This is a genomic window from Marinococcus halotolerans DSM 16375, from assembly GCF_000420725.1.
GTDB lineage: Bacteria > Bacillota > Bacilli > Bacillales > Marinococcaceae > Marinococcus > Marinococcus halotolerans.
In genome coordinates this window covers 67,391-82,905 of sequence record NZ_ATVM01000010.1, presented here as the reverse complement: position 1 = coordinate 82,905, position 15,515 = coordinate 67,391, and the positions used below count along the sequence as shown (strand labels likewise).

15 protein-coding genes and 1 other annotated feature are annotated in these 15,515 nt (G+C 49.0%); of the genes, 2 read left to right on the top strand and 13 right to left on the bottom strand.

The genetic code is table 11. The features are described 5' to 3' along the window. Positions 1–80: 80 nt before the first annotated feature. The 11 genes from greA to G548_RS0108945 all read right to left on the bottom strand — a co-directional run bounded on the left by greA (position 81) and on the right by G548_RS0108945 (position 11,922). Positions 81–557 (bottom strand): transcription elongation factor GreA, encoded by a 477-nt coding sequence (gene greA / locus G548_RS0108995; protein ID WP_022793821.1) that lies wholly within the window; start codon positions 555–557, stop codon positions 81–83. Positions 558–617: 60 nt separating this feature from the next. Further along, positions 618–1,289, bottom strand: coding sequence for an O-methyltransferase (locus tag G548_RS0108990; RefSeq protein WP_022793820.1), 672 nt, complete (start codon positions 1,287–1,289; stop codon positions 618–620). Between the two features lie 20 nt (positions 1,290–1,309). Continuing rightward, complete coding sequence (gene mltG / locus G548_RS0108985) at positions 1,310–2,410, bottom strand: endolytic transglycosylase MltG (RefSeq protein ID WP_022793819.1); 1,101 nt, start codon at positions 2,408–2,410, stop codon at positions 1,310–1,312. Positions 2,411–2,520: 110 nt separating this feature from the next. Further along, positions 2,521–2,811 carry a DUF1292 domain-containing protein gene (locus G548_RS0108980; RefSeq protein WP_022793818.1) on the bottom strand — a complete coding sequence of 97 codons (291 nt, stop codon included), beginning with the start codon at positions 2,809–2,811 and terminating at the stop codon, positions 2,521–2,523. A 17-nt stretch (positions 2,812–2,828) separates the two neighbouring features. Beyond that, positions 2,829–3,254: a Holliday junction resolvase RuvX gene (gene ruvX / locus G548_RS0108975; protein ID WP_022793817.1), complete on the bottom strand. Its 426-nt coding sequence runs from the start codon at positions 3,252–3,254 to the stop codon at positions 2,829–2,831. After that, positions 3,251–3,520 carry an IreB family regulatory phosphoprotein gene (locus tag G548_RS0108970; protein WP_022793816.1) on the bottom strand — a complete coding sequence of 90 codons (270 nt, stop codon included), beginning with the start codon at positions 3,518–3,520 and terminating at the stop codon, positions 3,251–3,253. The genes ruvX and G548_RS0108970 overlap by 4 nt, the downstream gene beginning before the upstream one ends. A gap of 138 nt (positions 3,521–3,658) precedes the next feature. Then, positions 3,659–6,301, bottom strand: a complete 2,643-nt coding sequence (gene alaS, locus G548_RS0108965) for an alanine--tRNA ligase (protein ID WP_022793815.1) — start codon at positions 6,299–6,301, stop codon at positions 3,659–3,661. 65 nt (positions 6,302–6,366) lie between these two features. Continuing rightward, positions 6,367–6,569: a binding site (T-box leader), on the bottom strand. A 37-nt stretch (positions 6,570–6,606) separates the two neighbouring features. Further along, on the bottom strand, positions 6,607–8,901 hold the full coding sequence (gene recD2, locus G548_RS0108960) for an SF1B family DNA helicase RecD2 (RefSeq protein ID WP_022793814.1): 2,295 nt from the start codon (positions 8,899–8,901) through the stop codon (positions 6,607–6,609). Positions 8,902–8,910: 9 nt separating this feature from the next. Then, the gene (locus tag G548_RS0108955) at positions 8,911–9,573 is read right to left on the bottom strand and encodes a tetratricopeptide repeat protein (RefSeq protein ID WP_022793813.1); all 663 of its coding nucleotides are present in this window, start codon (positions 9,571–9,573) and stop codon (positions 8,911–8,913) included. Between the two features lie 100 nt (positions 9,574–9,673). Beyond that, complete coding sequence (gene mnmA / locus G548_RS0108950) at positions 9,674–10,771, bottom strand: tRNA 2-thiouridine(34) synthase MnmA (RefSeq protein WP_022793812.1); 1,098 nt, start codon at positions 10,769–10,771, stop codon at positions 9,674–9,676. Further along, positions 10,768–11,922 carry a cysteine desulfurase family protein gene (locus G548_RS0108945; protein ID WP_022793811.1) on the bottom strand — a complete coding sequence of 385 codons (1,155 nt, stop codon included), beginning with the start codon at positions 11,920–11,922 and terminating at the stop codon, positions 10,768–10,770. Before G548_RS0108945 ends, mnmA begins: the two co-directional genes overlap by 4 nt. 161 nt (positions 11,923–12,083) lie before the next feature. Here G548_RS0108945 and G548_RS0108940 point away from each other — a divergent pair, with 161 nt between their 5' ends. Beyond that, on the top strand, positions 12,084–12,683 hold the full coding sequence (locus G548_RS0108940) for a hypothetical protein (RefSeq protein ID WP_022793810.1): 600 nt from the start codon (positions 12,084–12,086) through the stop codon (positions 12,681–12,683). Between the two features lie 35 nt (positions 12,684–12,718). Here G548_RS0108940 and G548_RS0108935 read toward each other — a convergent pair whose 3' ends face one another. Further along, on the bottom strand, positions 12,719–13,441 hold the full coding sequence (locus G548_RS0108935) for a hypothetical protein (protein ID WP_022793809.1): 723 nt from the start codon (positions 13,439–13,441) through the stop codon (positions 12,719–12,721). A 93-nt stretch (positions 13,442–13,534) separates the two neighbouring features. Beyond that, on the bottom strand, positions 13,535–13,954 hold the full coding sequence (cymR, locus tag G548_RS0108930; RefSeq protein ID WP_027847299.1) for a cysteine metabolism transcriptional regulator CymR: 420 nt from the start codon (positions 13,952–13,954) through the stop codon (positions 13,535–13,537). 220 nt (positions 13,955–14,174) lie between these two features. On the opposite strand from cymR, the gene G548_RS0108925 reads away from it, so the two are divergent. Further along, positions 14,175–15,458 (top strand): replication-associated recombination protein A, encoded by a 1,284-nt coding sequence (locus G548_RS0108925; protein ID WP_022793807.1) that lies wholly within the window; start codon positions 14,175–14,177, stop codon positions 15,456–15,458. The last annotated feature ends 57 nt before the right edge of the window (positions 15,459–15,515 follow it).

Sequence of the window (15,515 nt, the reverse complement as noted above, 5' to 3'; positions counted from 1 at the left end):
AACGAGGGAATATAGACCTATGATTTACATCCTCAAAGCAAGGGCGCCGTCCTTAAGTTTTCATTGCTTGTAATCGGCTTTTAGGCGATTTCAATAATCTCGACTTCAATGTCCCCGCCTGGTGTTGAAACCGTCACCTGTTCACCAATCTGGCGTCCGAGAAGGCTTTGGGCCATCGGTGAATCGTTGGAAATTTTCCCTTCAAGCGGGTCAGACTCTGCGCTTCCGACGATCGTATAGCTTTCTTCATCACCATTTGGCAGTTCCTTAAACCGTACTGACTTTCCGAGCGACACAACAGAGTTATTGCTTGTGTCTTCTTCAATGATGGCAGCATTTTTCAGCATCTGCTCAACCTGGCTTACGCGTCCTTCCACAAAGGCCTGCTCATCTTTGGCAGCATCATACTCCGAATTCTCGGACAAATCGCCAAAGCTTCTTGCAACTTTTATACGTTCTACGACTTCCTGGCGTCGCTCAGTTTTTAAATATTCGAGTTCCTCTTCTAATTTCTTTCTTCCTTCTTCTGTCATAAAATGCTGTTTTTCTTCTGGCATATTTTCACTCCTCTATTCAGTATAAAAATGTATCATATTTTGGCTAAATTTTATAGTATTTCACGTTATACTACCGGGGGCTTCCGGAAGACGGGCGCTGACCGCCACGCCGTCACCAACCGGAAAAATATTGGTGCGAAAGTCTTTTCTTTCCACCAGCCAGCGGTTGTACGCCCGTATTTTTTTCACCATAGGCTGCAATCGTTCAGGGATATCTGCGTCCGGGTCAGCGACCAAACCGCGGAACAATACATTGTCACTAATAATAAGCCCTTCCGGAGCGAGCAGCTGCTCACACAACTGAAAATACTGCTGGTACTGGCCTTTGGAAGCGTCTATAAATACTGCGTCAAACGCCGCATTGTCTGAAAATTTTTCCGGCAGGTGTAAAGCATCGGCAAGAACAAATGTAGTCTGCTCCTGCCACGGGCTTTTAGCCCGGTAGTATCCTGCACGCCTGTAGCGCTCTTCGTCTTTTTCCACCGACACTATGGACGTTTCGGGGAGGGCAGCCGCCATTCGCAAAGCAGAATAACCGATCGCAGTGCCAATTTCTAAAACCCTTGCCGGCTTTTTTAACTGAAGAAGTTCGATCATGAATTGTAGTGCTTCTTCGTCCATAACCGGTATACGGTCGCGTTCTGCTTCTTCAATCATTTCTTCAAACCAAGGCGGCGGCCCTATACCCAACTCTTTCCGGTACTCCTTAAAATGGTTGTTGATGTCCGGCATTTTTTCGCCCGCTTTCCTAGCTATTGGTTCTCCCATTCGCTTTCATACTTTCTCTGGGTGTGTGTATGCTGCTCGTACGTTTCGTTATAAATAACTTCTCCGTTCGGGCGGGCATAAAAATATAAGGCTTCTGTATTTTCAGGATTTAAAGCGGCCTCGACCGACTGTATACCGGGGCTTGCAATCGGCCCTGGCGGCAGTCCCCGGTTTCGGTATGTGTTGTACGGCGACGCCACCCGCAGATCATTGAAGGAAGTGCGGAGCCTGTGTTCTCCGAGCGCATGTGCCACCGTAGGGTCCATCTCAAGACGCATATTTTTTTCGAGGCGGTTTTCGATCACTCCGGCAATCGGGGCACGGTCCTCTGCCCGCGCTGCCTCCCGTTCTACAATGGAAGCAATCGTCCATATTTCACGGGCATTCCAGGGACTGCTGGTGATTTGGTTCGAAAATTCTACCATAGTTTCGTTTGTTCGTTCAATCATATCCTTCACTACTGCTTCAGCACCCGGGGAGTCACCGTAATATTCATACGTCTGTGGAGATAAATAGCCTTCCAGTGCATAGCGCACACTATTTTCCTTATCTGGCTCCCGGATAAATGAATAAGATTCACTCAGAGAACGAATGAACGCTTCATCTGTAGCGGTTTCCATAAATATTTCTTCTGAAAAATCAGCATTCTTCGCACTGATTCGTGCTATCTGCTCCAAAGACCGTCCCTCCGGAATGGTGATGGAGACGACCGGTTCCTGTGCCTGCTGCCCCGCTTCAAGCGTATGGGCAATTTCTCCGGCACTCATCGAAGCAGATAATCGGTATGTACCGGCTTTCAGGCTGTCCGGCCGTAAGTAGCTGTAATATTGAAATACAACGGCATTTCTGATCAGCTGCTGCTTTTCTAAATACTCAGCTGCCGCTTCCGTTGAAGTGCCCTGTTCAATAACGACCGTCTGTTTTTCGCCGTCATTTTCCGCTGCCGGATAAAGCATGTACAGCACATATATGAGAGCACCAGCCACACTCATCAGAAATATGATCCCCAGGAAATATAGGAAAGCCTTTCCTTTTTTCTTTTTAGAGCTGCGGCGCCCGGCATATGAATATATGAGCGTTTTCATGAATGGATGTTCTCCTCTTAACTCCCCGGCTTACGAGCAGGGCAGGCATAATGATAAAGAAAAACACCGGAAGAAGATCCGGTGTGCTTCCTTTACGGTTAGAACAGGTTCTACTCCATTTCGTTAGCACTGTACGTGTTCACCATTTCTTCGACCATTTCCCATTCCTCATCAGATTCGATTGGGAAAAGGTTTATATCCGACTCGTCCCCTTCGCCTTCTTCCTCGTAGCGGAAAGCAAAGACCTCTACTTCATCGTTCTCGGCTTCACTTGAGGGCACCACTACAATGTAGGACTGTTCGCTCTCATCTGCGTCGAATGTAAACAGGATGTCAAATAAATGTTCATTGCCGTCCTCATCGGGAATGACAATTCTTTCTTTTTCTTCTTCTTCAGCCATAATATTTCACCTCTTTGCTATAAGTTTGATTGATGGTCCAAATAACTCTGCAAAATCATCACAGCTGCCATTTTATCCACGACTTTTTTACGCTTTTTTCTGCTGACATCTGCTTGTAACAGTGTGCGTTCTGCCGCCTTTGTTGTCAATCGCTCATCATACATGGCCACTGGCAGCGAGGAAAATTTTTCAAGGTTCTCGGCGAATGCCTGACATTCTTTCCCCCTGCCTCCAATCGTTCCATCCATATTTTTAGGAAGGCCGACCACAAGCTGCTCGATTTCATTTTCTTTAACCAGTTCAAGGATCCGCGGAAAAGCTTCGTCCGGCTCTGACGTTTTTAAATGAATCGTTTCTACACCCTGAGCAGTCCAGCCCAGTGCGTCGGAGATGGCAATCCCGATTCTTTTCTTCCCGACATCAATGCCAAGCGCCCTTTTCACGAGGATGACTGGTGGCCTTTCAAATAGTGTCGCATCAATTCTTCAATTAATTCATCCCGCTCGAGCTGGCGGATGATCGTTCTTGCCTCTTTATGACGGGGGATATAGGCTGGATCGCCTGAAAGCAAATATCCCACGATTTGGTTAATTGGATTATACCCTTTTTCCTCAAGCGCTTCATACACGCTGAGCAAAACTTCTTCGGCCTTTGGGTCGGAAGAATCTTCCTTTCGGTCAAAACGTACAGTCCGGTCATTTGTACCCAATTCCTCCACCTCCTCGGATGACTTTTCACGAAATGTCATTTCATAAAAAGCAGAAGGGAGGAGAAGCTCCCTTCCTATACTATGGTAATTAATACGATTACTGTATAGACGATTATATTGTACATGAGATAGGGGTATTTAGGAAAGGGTTAAGATAAAGTTCTTCGCTTCTTCCAATGCTTCTGCAAGCTTCTCAGGCTGTTTTCCTCCTGCCTGAGCCATATCCGGGCGGCCGCCTCCGCCGCCTCCGCACACTTCCGCTGCTTTTTTCACAATATCTCCTGCTTTGTACCGCTCTGTCAGATCTTTAGTTACTCCGGCAATAAGCTGTACTTTTTCCCCTTCTGATGTTCCAAGCACGACAATACCGCTTCCAAGCTTTTGCTTGAGTTCATCTACTGTCTGCCGTAGTGTATCTTTATCTGCTCCTGGAAGCTCTTTGGCAATAACCGGGATACCGTTTATTTCTTCTGCCGCGTCCGCAAGATCCCCGGCTTCTAGATTACTCAGCTTTTGCGACAACGACTCATTTTCCTTTTGGAGATTTCTAATCTGCTCCTGCAGAGCTTCTGCGCGCTGCGGGATATCGTCAATGGCACGGGCCCGGACGATGCTTCCTGTTTCTTCAAGCAGCTGCATTCTGCTTTCAAAGTATTCATACGCGTACCGGCCGGTAACAGCTTCTATACGGCGGGTGCCGGCACCAATGCCGGATTCTCCTGTAATCTTGAATACGCCGACTTCAGAGGTGCTGCCGACATGACAGCCGCCGCACAGCTCGACACTGTAGTCGCCAATCTGCACCACGCGCACTCTTTCCCCGTATTTTTCACCAAACAGGGCAGTGGCGCCCATCTGCTTCGCTTCATTGATGCCTTTTTCTTCGATCAGAACCGACACGTTGGACCACACTTTTTCATTTACAAGGTGTTCGATCTGTTTTATTTCCTCCTCAGTAACCTGCCCGAAATGGGAAAAGTCAAAACGGAGGCGGTTGTCTGTCACAATCGATCCTGCCTGATTGACGTGCTCACCGAGCACATCCTTGAGGGCCTGGTGCAGCAGGTGGGTTGCCGTGTGATTTTTAATAATGCTTCTTCTCGTATTTTCTTCGATGGATGCTCTTACATGCATGCCGTTGCGAAGCGAGCCTTTTTCAATTCGTACCGTATGAAGATGTTGGCCGTTCGGGGCTTTTTGAACATCTTCCACTACCGCTTCCATCCCTGCGGTTTCATTTACGATCGTGCCCCGGTCCGCCACCTGGCCGCCGCTTTCTGCATAAAACGGGGTTTTTTCCAGAATAAGCTGTACCTGTTCACCGGCGCCGACTGTATCCACGAGTTCTTTGTTATGGATCAGCGTCTGAACGCTTGTCTCCACGTCAAAATGCTCGTAGCCGACGAAGGTGCTCTCTGTATCAATATCTGTCAGAAGCGACTCCTGAGTCTGCATCGAACCGCTATCTTTTCTCGCCGCACGTGCCCGGCTCCGCTGGGCTTCCATTTCCACTTCGAATTCTTCGTTGTCTACCGCGAACCCTTCGTCTACTACGTATTCTGCCGTTAAGTCAGGCGGGAATCCATACGTATCGTACAGACGGAAAACGTCTTTACCGGAAATTACTGTCTCCCCGTTGTTACGGGCTCGTTCCGTTACCTGCCGCAGCATTTTCAACCCGTCGGTAAGCGTTTCGTGAAAACGTTCTTCTTCAGTTTTTACCACACGCTCAATAAAAGACTGCTTTTTACGAACCTCGGGATAATAATCCTCCATGATTTCACCCACGACGCTCACAAGCCTGTGCATGAACGGCTCCTCCTGGCCAAGCCAGCCGGCGTAACGCACCGCGCGGCGGAGCAGACGGCGCAGAATGTAACCGCGCCCTTCATTGGACGGAAGGGCCCCGTCCCCGATGGAGAAGCTGACTGTCCGGACATGATCGGCAATCAGGCGAAAAGCAATATCCTGCTCTTCATTTTCTCCATACGTTCTTCCGGATACCTCTTCTACCTTTCGGATGATCGGCCGGAAAAGATCAGTATCAAAATTTGTCGGTACGTCCTGAACGAGGGTCACAAGCCGTTCAAGCCCCATGCCGGTATCAATGTTTTTCTTTGGCAGCGGAGTGTACGTATCATCGGCGTTATGATTAAACTGCGAAAATACAAGGTTCCAAACCTCTAAATAACGCTCGTTTTCTCCTCCAGGGTACAGCTCCGGATCCCGGGGATCGTTTCCCCAGCTGTCTCCGCGATCATAAAAGATTTCCGTGTTCGGCCCGCTTGGCCCCTGGCCGATATCCCAGAAGTTTTCTTCGAGACGGATAACCCGTTCTTCCGGAAGGCCGATAATCTCTCTCCAGTACTGGTACGCTTCGTCATCCTCCGGATGAACGGTAACCGACAGCCGATTTTCATCAAAGCCTATCCAGCGCTCCGACGTTAAAAATTCCCACGCCCATTCGATAGCTTCTTTTTTAAAATAATCGCCGATCGAGAAATTGCCCAGCATTTCAAAAAATGTGTGGTGGCGCGTCGTTCTTCCAACGTTTTCAATATCGTTTGTCCGGATGGATTTCTGCGCGTTCGCAAGCCGGGGATTTTCAGGAATCACCCGTCCATCAAAGTATTTTTTCATCGTAGCTACCCCGCTGTTGATCCATAAAAGCGTCGGATCCTCATGGGGAACGAGCGAGGCACTCGGCTCAATGGTATGTCCTTTTTCCTCAAAAAAGTCCAAAAAGCGCCGCCGGACTTCAGTAGATGTTAATGCTGGCATTATTGATCAGCCTCCCGTGAGTTTTTCATTTTTGTTTAAATCACATTAAAAAACCCGCCCCTGAAAACAGGGACGAGTGTGCTCGCGTTACCACCCTGGTTGCCGCATATAAAAACGGCCAACTCAGCATCCGTAACGTGGATCATCCGACAGGGTTTGCCTGCACTCCGGAGCAGCGTTCAGGCGGGTTATTCTCCGGCAGTTTCAGCCGCTGCTGCCGGTCTCTGTGAGAATATATCCGCCGTACTCGTTCCATCACTGTTTTTATTATTCTGTTTCAGTTATATCGGAAACCGTATTTTCTGTCAAGCCTGCTCCTCCTGATCCTCTTCCCGGTTCTTCAGGCGCTCCCGAAGATACGAATAGCGTTCATTTTTTGACTCCTGCTTTACGGCATACATAAATGCTTCCTTTTCCCCGCAGAGGATTAAATAGTCCTTTGCCCGTGTTATCGCTGTATACAACAAATTACGGCGCAGCATCCGCCGGTAGGACATCAGCATCGGGACGACCACGATGGGAAATTCGCTTCCCTGCGCCTTATGAATAGAGGTGCAGTAGGCAAGAGTGATTTGTTTAAGATCCTGGCGCGTATAGCTGACTTCCTTTTCATCAAAGGAGAAAACAATCTGCATTTCTTTATCAACAGTTTCTTTGGCTTCAAAGACAGTTTCAAGCACGCCTTTATCTCCGTTATATATCCCTTCTTCACCGTTATTTACGAGCTGTAGCACGATATCATCCTTCTGGTAAACAGCGTCGCCGAAGGTTACACTCCGTTTTTGAGGCGTCCGGGGGTTAAACATTTCCTGCAGCCGTTCATTTAAGGCATGGATCCCTGCCTCACCGCGGTACATCGGGGCAAGCACCTGAATATCCATCGGATCGTAGCCCTTACGAATGGCGCCGGCACACGTTTTCTCCACCACATCGGCCACCTGGCCTTTCGTGCACGGGAAAAACCGCCGGTCTTCAAACGGCTGTTCAAAATCATCCGGAAGCCCACCTTCCTTCATCGCGTGGGCCAGCTCTACAATCGACGACTGATTGGTCTGCCTGTAAACCACCGATAAGCTCACGGTTGGTATAGTACCGGCTTCAAGCAGATCTCCAAGCACCTGGCCCGGTCCTACCGAAGGAAGCTGATCCTCATCGCCAACGAACACAACCTTCATTCCTTTCGGGACTGCCCGGATCAGCTGATTGGCAAGCCACATGTCCACCATGGACACTTCGTCGACAATCAGCAGCTCCCCTTCGAGGGGCTCGTACTCATCCTTCTCAAACAGTTCGTTCTCTCCTTCCCCGCTAAACCCGAGCAGCTTATGAATCGTCACTGCCCGCAGGCCGGTGGACTCCTTCATCCGTTTTGCCGCCCGTCCGGTCGGGGCAGCAAGCAGAACTGGAAAGGGCTTCTTGCCCGAATATTCGGAAGGGTCCAGAGAAACATCATAAAGCGAGGCGTACACTTCCACGATGGCCCGGATGATCGTAGTCTTACCGGTTCCCGGCCCGCCTGTAAGCAGCATTACCGGTTCTTCCATAGCCGTCTGGATCGCTTCTTTCTGCTGCTCGGCATACTCAATATCAAATTTTTCTTCCACTTCTCCGAGAGCCTGCAGCAGATCCGCCTGGGAATATTCTTTTTCTTCTGCTTCCTCCTGCAGCTTGTGCACCCTGCTGGAGAACCCTTTTTCCGCAAAATACAAAGAGGCAATATAAACACGGTCGTCGTCGATCTGTACCCGTTCTTCGTTCACAAGCTCCTGCAGAACAAGCTTCAGCTCCTGCTGATCAATAGTAACGGCAGGGTCTGCAAGCAGCTGCTCCGAACTGTCAAGCAGCTGCTGCTTGGGAATATACACATGCCCGTCCTGCATCGTCCGTTCATACAGTTCAAACAGTACTCCTGCTTTCAGGCGACTTGGATCATTTTTTTGTATGCCTGTGTTTTCTCCGAGCCGGTCCGCTTTTGTAAAGCCGACCCCATCCACGTCCCAGACGAGCTGGTAGGGATCATGCCGAATAATATCAAGCGTCCGCTCACGGTATTGGTTGTATATTTTTACGCCAAGATCGGTACCGAATCCGTAGCGTACAAGAAGCGTCATAGCATGCTCCATGCCCTGATTTTCAATCATAGCGGTGCGGATCTGTTTGCGTTTTTCTTCATTCAGCCCGGGAATTTTCTCGAGGGCTTCCGGTCGTTCGAGCACTTCGTCAATCACCCGGGCTCCGAAGCGGTCAACTAATTTTTCTGCTGTTTTCGGCCCAATGTACGGGAACCGGTCACTCGATAAATAGTCGATCAACGCGGAGCGTTCGGTCGGTATTTCCTTTTGGTAAGAGATGACCTGATACTGAGTGCCAAACCGCGGATGCTGTTTTATCTCGCCGTTAAAACGATACCGTTCATTTGTTTCCACCGTCGGAAGAATGCCGACAATAGTCGTTGTGCTTTCTTCAAAGGAAGGTATCGATTCTTTAATTTTTACTTTCGCTACTGTATAACCGTTTTCTTCATTACGAAATATAACGTGCTGCACAGTTCCAAGAACGTAGGGCTCGAGCAGTTCCTGTTCATCATGTCCGTTCTCCATAGCACAACCTCACTTTTCGCTTAGCAGCTGCTGAACCTGCTGTCTGCCGTTCTCTGCCAAGGCATGTTCAGGCTCTGCTTCAAGTGCTTTTTCGAAGAAGCTGAGCGCTTCTTCCGCCCGTTCATTAAACAGAGCAGCCACTCCCAGATTATAGTGGGCATCGGCATGGTCCGGATCCTGCTCCACCACTTTTTTAAATTCTGCTTCAGCCTCGTCGACTTCCTCCTGCTGAGCGAGTGACAGGGCATAATAATATCTGGCTTCGGCGTCTGATTCATCGAGCTCCACGGAGCGCTTGAAGTTGGCAATCGCATACGGAAGACGGTCGGACTGCAGGTAGCTGAGTCCCAGCATAAAAAACAGACTCGAGTCTTCAAGCCCCTGCTGCTGGGCTCCCTTGTACATCGTAATGGCCTCAGCGTACTCTTCGCGGTTATATAATACGTTGCCGGCCCCGTAATAAGCTGTTGCGGCTGTTTCATCTATCTGCAGCGCCTTCGTGAAAAAACGGATGGCTTTATCGTCTTCCCCTGCTTCGGCGAGCAGATTTCCAAAGTTTATGTACGCGACAGGGTCATTAGGCTCCGCTTCCATCTGTTCATTCAAAAGCCTTGCTGCTTCTTCAAACTCCCCGTTTTGTAAATGCTCCATCGCCTGCTGATTTTTATCCATACTATCATCCTTTTCAAGTCTTGTTTCTGTATTATTTCACGATCCCGGGTGATTGAAAAGCCTTCCCGGCCCCCAACATAAATCAAGAAAAAGGAAAACGTTACGTTGCAACGCTTTCCTTCATCATCGCTTCTTCGATTGTTGCTCCTCCAAGACACACATCGCCGTCGTAAAAGACAACGGCCTGCCCCGGAGTGACCGCCCGCTGCGGTTCATCAAACTCTACAAGCAGTTCTCCATTTGTTTTCCGGTGGACGGTAACGCCCTGGTCCTTCTGACGGTACCGGAACTTTGCGGTGCATGAAAATGGAAAGGATTCCGGTTCATGAATCCAGTTAGGTTCAGAGGCCGTCAGCTGCTCTGAATACAATCGCTTATGATTGCCTCCCTGGCCAACAATCAGGACGTTACGTTCCATGTCCTTGTCCACGACAAACCATGGTTCGCCGGATCCGCCAATACCAAGCCCCTGGCGCTGGCCAAGCGTGTAGTACATCAGCCCGTCATGGCGGCCCTTCACTTCTCCTTCAGGACTCTCCATGCTGCCCGGCTGGGCTGGAAGATACTCCTGCAGGAAATCCTTGAAATTCCGCTCTCCGATAAAGCAGATGCCGGTACTGTCTTTTTTTCCGGCCGTTTCAAGATCCCGGTCCTCCGCCATTTTCCGGACTTCGGATTTATCATACTCCCCGAGCGGAAACAGCACGCGGCTCAGCTGCTCTTCGCTTAACTGATTTAAAAAATACGTCTGGTCCTTGTTGTTGTCCACTCCGCGCAGAAGGTACGTTCCGCTTTCGGTATGGTCGACGCGTGCATAGTGTCCGGTTGCCACGTAGTCTGCCCCGAGATTAAACGCGTGATCAATAAACGCACGGAACTTAATTTCTTTGTTGCACATCACGTCAGGATTCGGGGTGCGGCCGGATTTGTATTCTTCCAGAAAGTACGTAAAGACACGGTCCCAGTATTCTTTTTCAAAATTCACAGCGTAGTAGGGAATATCCAATTGGTTGCATACTGCAATGACGTCCTCGTAGTCTTCAGTTGCCGTACACATCCCGGACTCGTCTGTATCATCCCAGTTTTTCATGAAAATACCGATCACTTCATAGCCCTGCTCCTTTAATAGAGCAGCCGTAACCGAAGAGTCCACTCCGCCGGACATTCCTACAACAATCCGTGTATCCGCATTGGTCATTTCAAAGCCTCCTTTTCCTTCATTTTCCGGTTTATTTTCGCCGCTGCCTGAGCAGCAGTTTTCATATCCTCCACGGTGTTTCCGTACCCAAAGCTGAACCGGACGGATTCATAGATACGTGCATCCTTTCCGTACATTGCCTCAAGGACGTGAGACGGTTCTACAGTCCCTGCGGTGCATGCCGACCCGCTTGAAACAGCTACGCCTTCCATATCCATCTGAACAAGAAATGATTCGAGCTGGATGCCGGGGAAATATACATTTAAAATATGCGGGCTTTTTTCTGCATGTTCGCCGTTAATTTGATACAGGACCCCGTGGCGGTCAAGCTCGGCTAAAAATGCCGACCTGAGTGATTCAAGCTCCTGCCGCCGTTCCTCCAGGCTGTTCCTCTGCAGCTCAGCGGCCCTGGCAAAGCCCTCGACGGCAGCCACGTTTTCCGTGCCTGCCCGGCGTTTTCTTTCCTGTTCGCCGCCCGTTAATTCGGGACGAACTTTTGTACCCTGACGTACAAATAAACATCCTGCTCCTGCAGGACCGTTAATTTTATGGGCCGTCATTGTTGCCATCGTCACCGGTGTTTCTTTTACGTTAAACGGCAGCTGTCCGTATGCCTGAACCATATCGGTATGAAAGGCAATACCTCTTTGCGCAAGCGTTTCGGCAGCTTCATGGACAGGCTGCACCACTCCGGTTTCATTATTCACATACATTAAGGAAACAAGTATCGTTTCCCCGGTTACTGCTTCCATGATTTTTTCCACCGGCACGACGCCCTGCTCATCAGGATGAACGTACGTGACTTCAAAGCCTTCTTTTTCAAGAGCCCGGGCTGTATGCAAAACAGCATGGTGTTCAATGGCGCTTGTCACGAGGTGCTTTCCCCGCTCCTGGTTGGCGTGCATAAAACCGCGAAGTGCCAGATTATTGCTCTCTGTGCCTCCACTCGTCCATACGATTTCTTTCGGATTTGCGTTTATGGATGATGCCACTGTGCGGCGTGCTCCGTCAAGTCTTTTCCTGGCCCTCCGGCCGTACTCATGCACACTCGAAGGGTTTCCTGCCGGATTTTTCATAGACTCGATCATCGCTTCAGCCACTTCTGGGTGAAGCGGCGTTGTGGCCGCATGATCTGCATATATCGCAGGCATATTCTTCTCCTCCTAATGGAGTTATTTCATGTAATCGTAATAACATTATTTTTTACATTAACAAATAGGAGAATTTTTGTCTATTTCCTTGCCTGTGCTTTCATTTCCCGTGTAATATATATTTTGTTTCCTATTATTTTATGAAAGTGCGGGATGTGTGAGTGAAAAATGTTTGGATGCTCCGGCCTTTACCTAACGGCACCAACCAGCTGCATAATTTTTTAGAGTATGATTTTATCGCTATTGGTTATCCTATCGGCAAATCCCTGAACGGCCTCAGCTATGAGAAGGTCAAAAAGGAATTGGCCCGCTTTGATATGGACGAAGGCGCCACCAATGTATACAATTTTATTTCCCAGATGAAAATAGACGACCTTGTGATCGTTCCTGACGACAACAACCGCGACGTATATTTCTGCACAGTCACCTCCCAGTACATTTATGTACCAAACGTTGATAACCAAAAAAAGGGGCTCGGCTATCCCCATCAAAAGACCGTCAGCTGGTTTTTTAACAAAGAGCCGCTTAACCGTAATGATTTCAGTAAAGAGCTGCAGGCCTCTCTGCGCTCGCCAAAAACCATTACAGATTTAACCCATCACCTGGACGTGCTGAATGAAATCATCTTTGATGTAGCGTTTATCAGCGGCGGGGTGCTGAAGGGCAAAGCGATTGAAACGGTCAGGGAGCTGCTTGAAGAGCATCAAACAGTCGATACCCGGCTGCGGGCAGCCGAGCTTGCACTTAAATATGATCTTTAATCAGAAATGTTTGCTTTTTTTATACGAAGAAACTCTTACCAATTAAACAGCAGCTTCAACACTTCCGTTACGACGGTATAGATGAGTGCTGCCCATAAAAAGGTCGGCAGATGAGCCGATTCCTCTGTCGGCATTTCCTTTTTCAACACATTAAATATCATGGCACCCGCAATAACCGCAAACGTAATGGCCAGCACAATTTCCGGCAGCGTAAACACAATGGCAAATATCCAGCCAAATAAAATACCTCCTGCCAGATAATACCTTCCCCGCTTGTACCGACCGGCATCTTCCCGGTGCAGGTCATGCGAGATCGCCATAAAATGAAGTCCAATTGCCACTCCGTAAAAGACTGTTTGCAAGCCCTCTACATCGGATCCGAACACTGTGTAGGCGACCATACTGTTATACAGGGCGAAAAAGGCAATTTGAATCCAGAAAAACTGCCCCTCCCCTCTGCTCGTAGAATGATAGGCCCGTACCGCAAAATTGTGAATCACAAAGTAAATGATGAGCCCGACCAGGCTGAGCAGATAAAATTCCGACTCAAACGTCAGACCCCGAAAAGAACTTTCCCCGTATTTGCTTTGTTCATCATGCAGATACGGAAGTATGTACACAAAAATAAACGAAACAGCCACTCCTCCGGAAAATGACAGCCAGTTGAAGCGCCCGATTTTTTCGGATGATATTAATTTATCTGCAAATAGCTGGATCAGTAAAAAGATTACAACAACGATAATATTTTCTACGGCCACGGCCCGTCCCCCCTGAAAAATTTATCATAAAAAAATCTCCATGCCGGATGCGGCGTGGAGATTTCGCATGTATACTTTTCATACCTTCAGGAATTAAATATAAAACATATAATTTTCCTGTTCTTCATCGCCCTGATACTCCGCCAGATAATCAAGCGTAGTACTATCGAGCACATCCTTTACAGCGTCCCGGATTTTCAGCCACAAGTCCCGTTTGGCCGGCTCTTCGTCATCGAGGACTTCGACCGGGCTGATCGGGCCTTCCAGGACACGGATAATATCACCCGCTGTAATGTCCGCCGGTTCTTTCGAAAGCATATAGCCGCCGTAGGCCCCTCTTACGCTTTTCACGAGACTTGCATTCCGAAGCGGAGCGATCAGCTGCTCCAAATAATGCTCGGAAAGGTTATGGTCCCGTGCAATTGATTTTAAGGATGTAGGACCGCTTCCATGCTTTCTCGCAAGCGCCATCATAATCGTCAATCCGTATCTGCCTTTAGTTGAAATTTTCAATGCCGTCATCCCTTCCTGTCAGGCCTGTCAATACCTGTTACGTCTTCAATGATCCTGCTGATTGGTTAGTTGCTTTGTCACCTGATTGCTCATTTCTAATGCTGATAAAAACAGTTGGAATTAATGTCAGTATATCATACCTGCAGTTCGCTGTTCATCCTCATAAATGAGAAAACATGATACAATTTCCCTGTGAAATGTTTACGAAAGGAGAAACTCCATGTCATCCAAACAGCCTCTTGCCTACCGGATGCGTCCTGGCTCTATCGAAGAAGTTGCCGGCCAGGAGCATATTCTCGGGGAAGGTAAAATGATCGCCCGTATGGTGGAGACAAAAAAGCTGTCCTCCATGATTTTGTACGGTCCCCCGGGTACAGGAAAAACATCGATTGCTTCTGCCATCGCAGGAAGTACAGATATTTCCTTCAAAAAAATGAATGCCGTTATGAACAATAAAAAAGACATGGAGCTCGCCGTGCAGGAAGCCAAAATGTCAGACCAGCTGATTGTCATTATGGATGAAGTGCACCGGCTTGATAAAACGAAACAGGATTTTCTGCTTCCCTACCTTGAGAGCGGGTTAATCATTATGATTGGAGCCACGACCGCCAATCCCTACCATGCTATTAATCCGGCGATACGCAGCCGCACACACATATTTGAGGTGCTGCCGCTTTCCATACCGGAGATGAAGCAGCTGATTGAGCGCAGCCTCCGTGATTCACAGAATGGGATGGGCGCATACCGGACAGAAATAACTGAAGAGGCACAGACGCATCTGGCCGAAGCGGGGGGCGGCGACGTGCGTGCTGCGCTTAATGCGCTTGAGCTTGCCGTGCTCAGCACAAAGCCGAATAAAGACGGGATCATCCGCATTACTCAGAGGGTCGCTGAGGAGTGCATTCAACAAAAGCGCTTCACTCATGATAAAGACGGCGATCACCATTACGACGTGCTTTCCGCCTTCCAAAAATCCATCCGGGGCAGTGACCCGGACGCTGCGCTTCATTACCTGGCCCGTTTAATTGAAGCAGGGGACTTAATCAGCATCGGCCGCCGGCTTATCGTCACCGCCTATGAGGATATCGGGCTGGCAAGCCCCCAGGCAGGACCAAGAGCCCTGGCTGCTGTTGAAGCCGCCGAACGGCTGGGCTTCCCTGAAGGAAGAATCCCGCTCGCAGATGCCGTTATAGAGCTCTGCCTCTCCCCAAAATCAAACAGCGCCTACAAAGCGCTTGATGCCGCCCGGGAGGCAATGCTGAAGGCAGGCACGCCGTCTATCCCCTCCCACCTCCGGGATTCGCATTACAAAGGGGCAGAGGCCCTCGGCCGCGGCAGCGAATATGAGTATCCGCACAACGACGAACGGGGATGGGTGCCGCAGCAGTATCTGCCGGACAAGATTAAAAACGAGCAATATTACGAGCCGAAAAATAACAGTAAATTTGAAAAATCCCTGGCGGACGTGTACCGCCAGATTAAACCAGCAAAGAAAAAAACATAAGCTGCTTAATTCTGCCTTTGCCTTGCGCAACGGGATTACGCACAAAAAAGACGCCTT

Bases quoted from the DNA above. Each gene is read 5' to 3' on its own strand.
- G548_RS0108980 (WP_022793818.1), bottom strand. From the start codon at position 2,811: ATGGCTGAAGAAGAAGAAAAAGAAAGAATTGTCATTCCCGATGAGGAC.
- alaS (WP_022793815.1), bottom strand. From the start codon at position 6,301: ATGCCAGCATTAACATCTACTGAAGTCCGGCGGCGCTTTTTGGACTTT.
- mltG (WP_022793819.1), bottom strand. From the start codon at position 2,410: ATGAAAACGCTCATATATTCATATGCCGGGCGCCGCAGCTCTAAAAAG.
- greA (WP_022793821.1), bottom strand. From the start codon at position 557: ATGCCAGAAGAAAAACAGCATTTTATGACAGAAGAAGGAAGAAAGAAA.
- recD2 (WP_022793814.1), bottom strand. From the start codon at position 8,901: ATGGAGAACGGACATGATGAACAGGAACTGCTCGAGCCCTACGTTCTT.
- G548_RS0108955 (WP_022793813.1), bottom strand. From the start codon at position 9,573: ATGGATAAAAATCAGCAGGCGATGGAGCATTTACAAAACGGGGAGTTT.
- mnmA (WP_022793812.1), bottom strand. From the start codon at position 10,771: ATGACCAATGCGGATACACGGATTGTTGTAGGAATGTCCGGCGGAGTG.
- G548_RS0108945 (WP_022793811.1), bottom strand. From the start codon at position 11,922: ATGCCTGCGATATATGCAGATCATGCGGCCACAACGCCGCTTCACCCA.
- G548_RS0108925 (WP_022793807.1), top strand. From the start codon at position 14,175: ATGTCATCCAAACAGCCTCTTGCCTACCGGATGCGTCCTGGCTCTATC.
- G548_RS0108990 (WP_022793820.1), bottom strand. From the start codon at position 1,289: ATGCCGGACATCAACAACCATTTTAAGGAGTACCGGAAAGAGTTGGGT.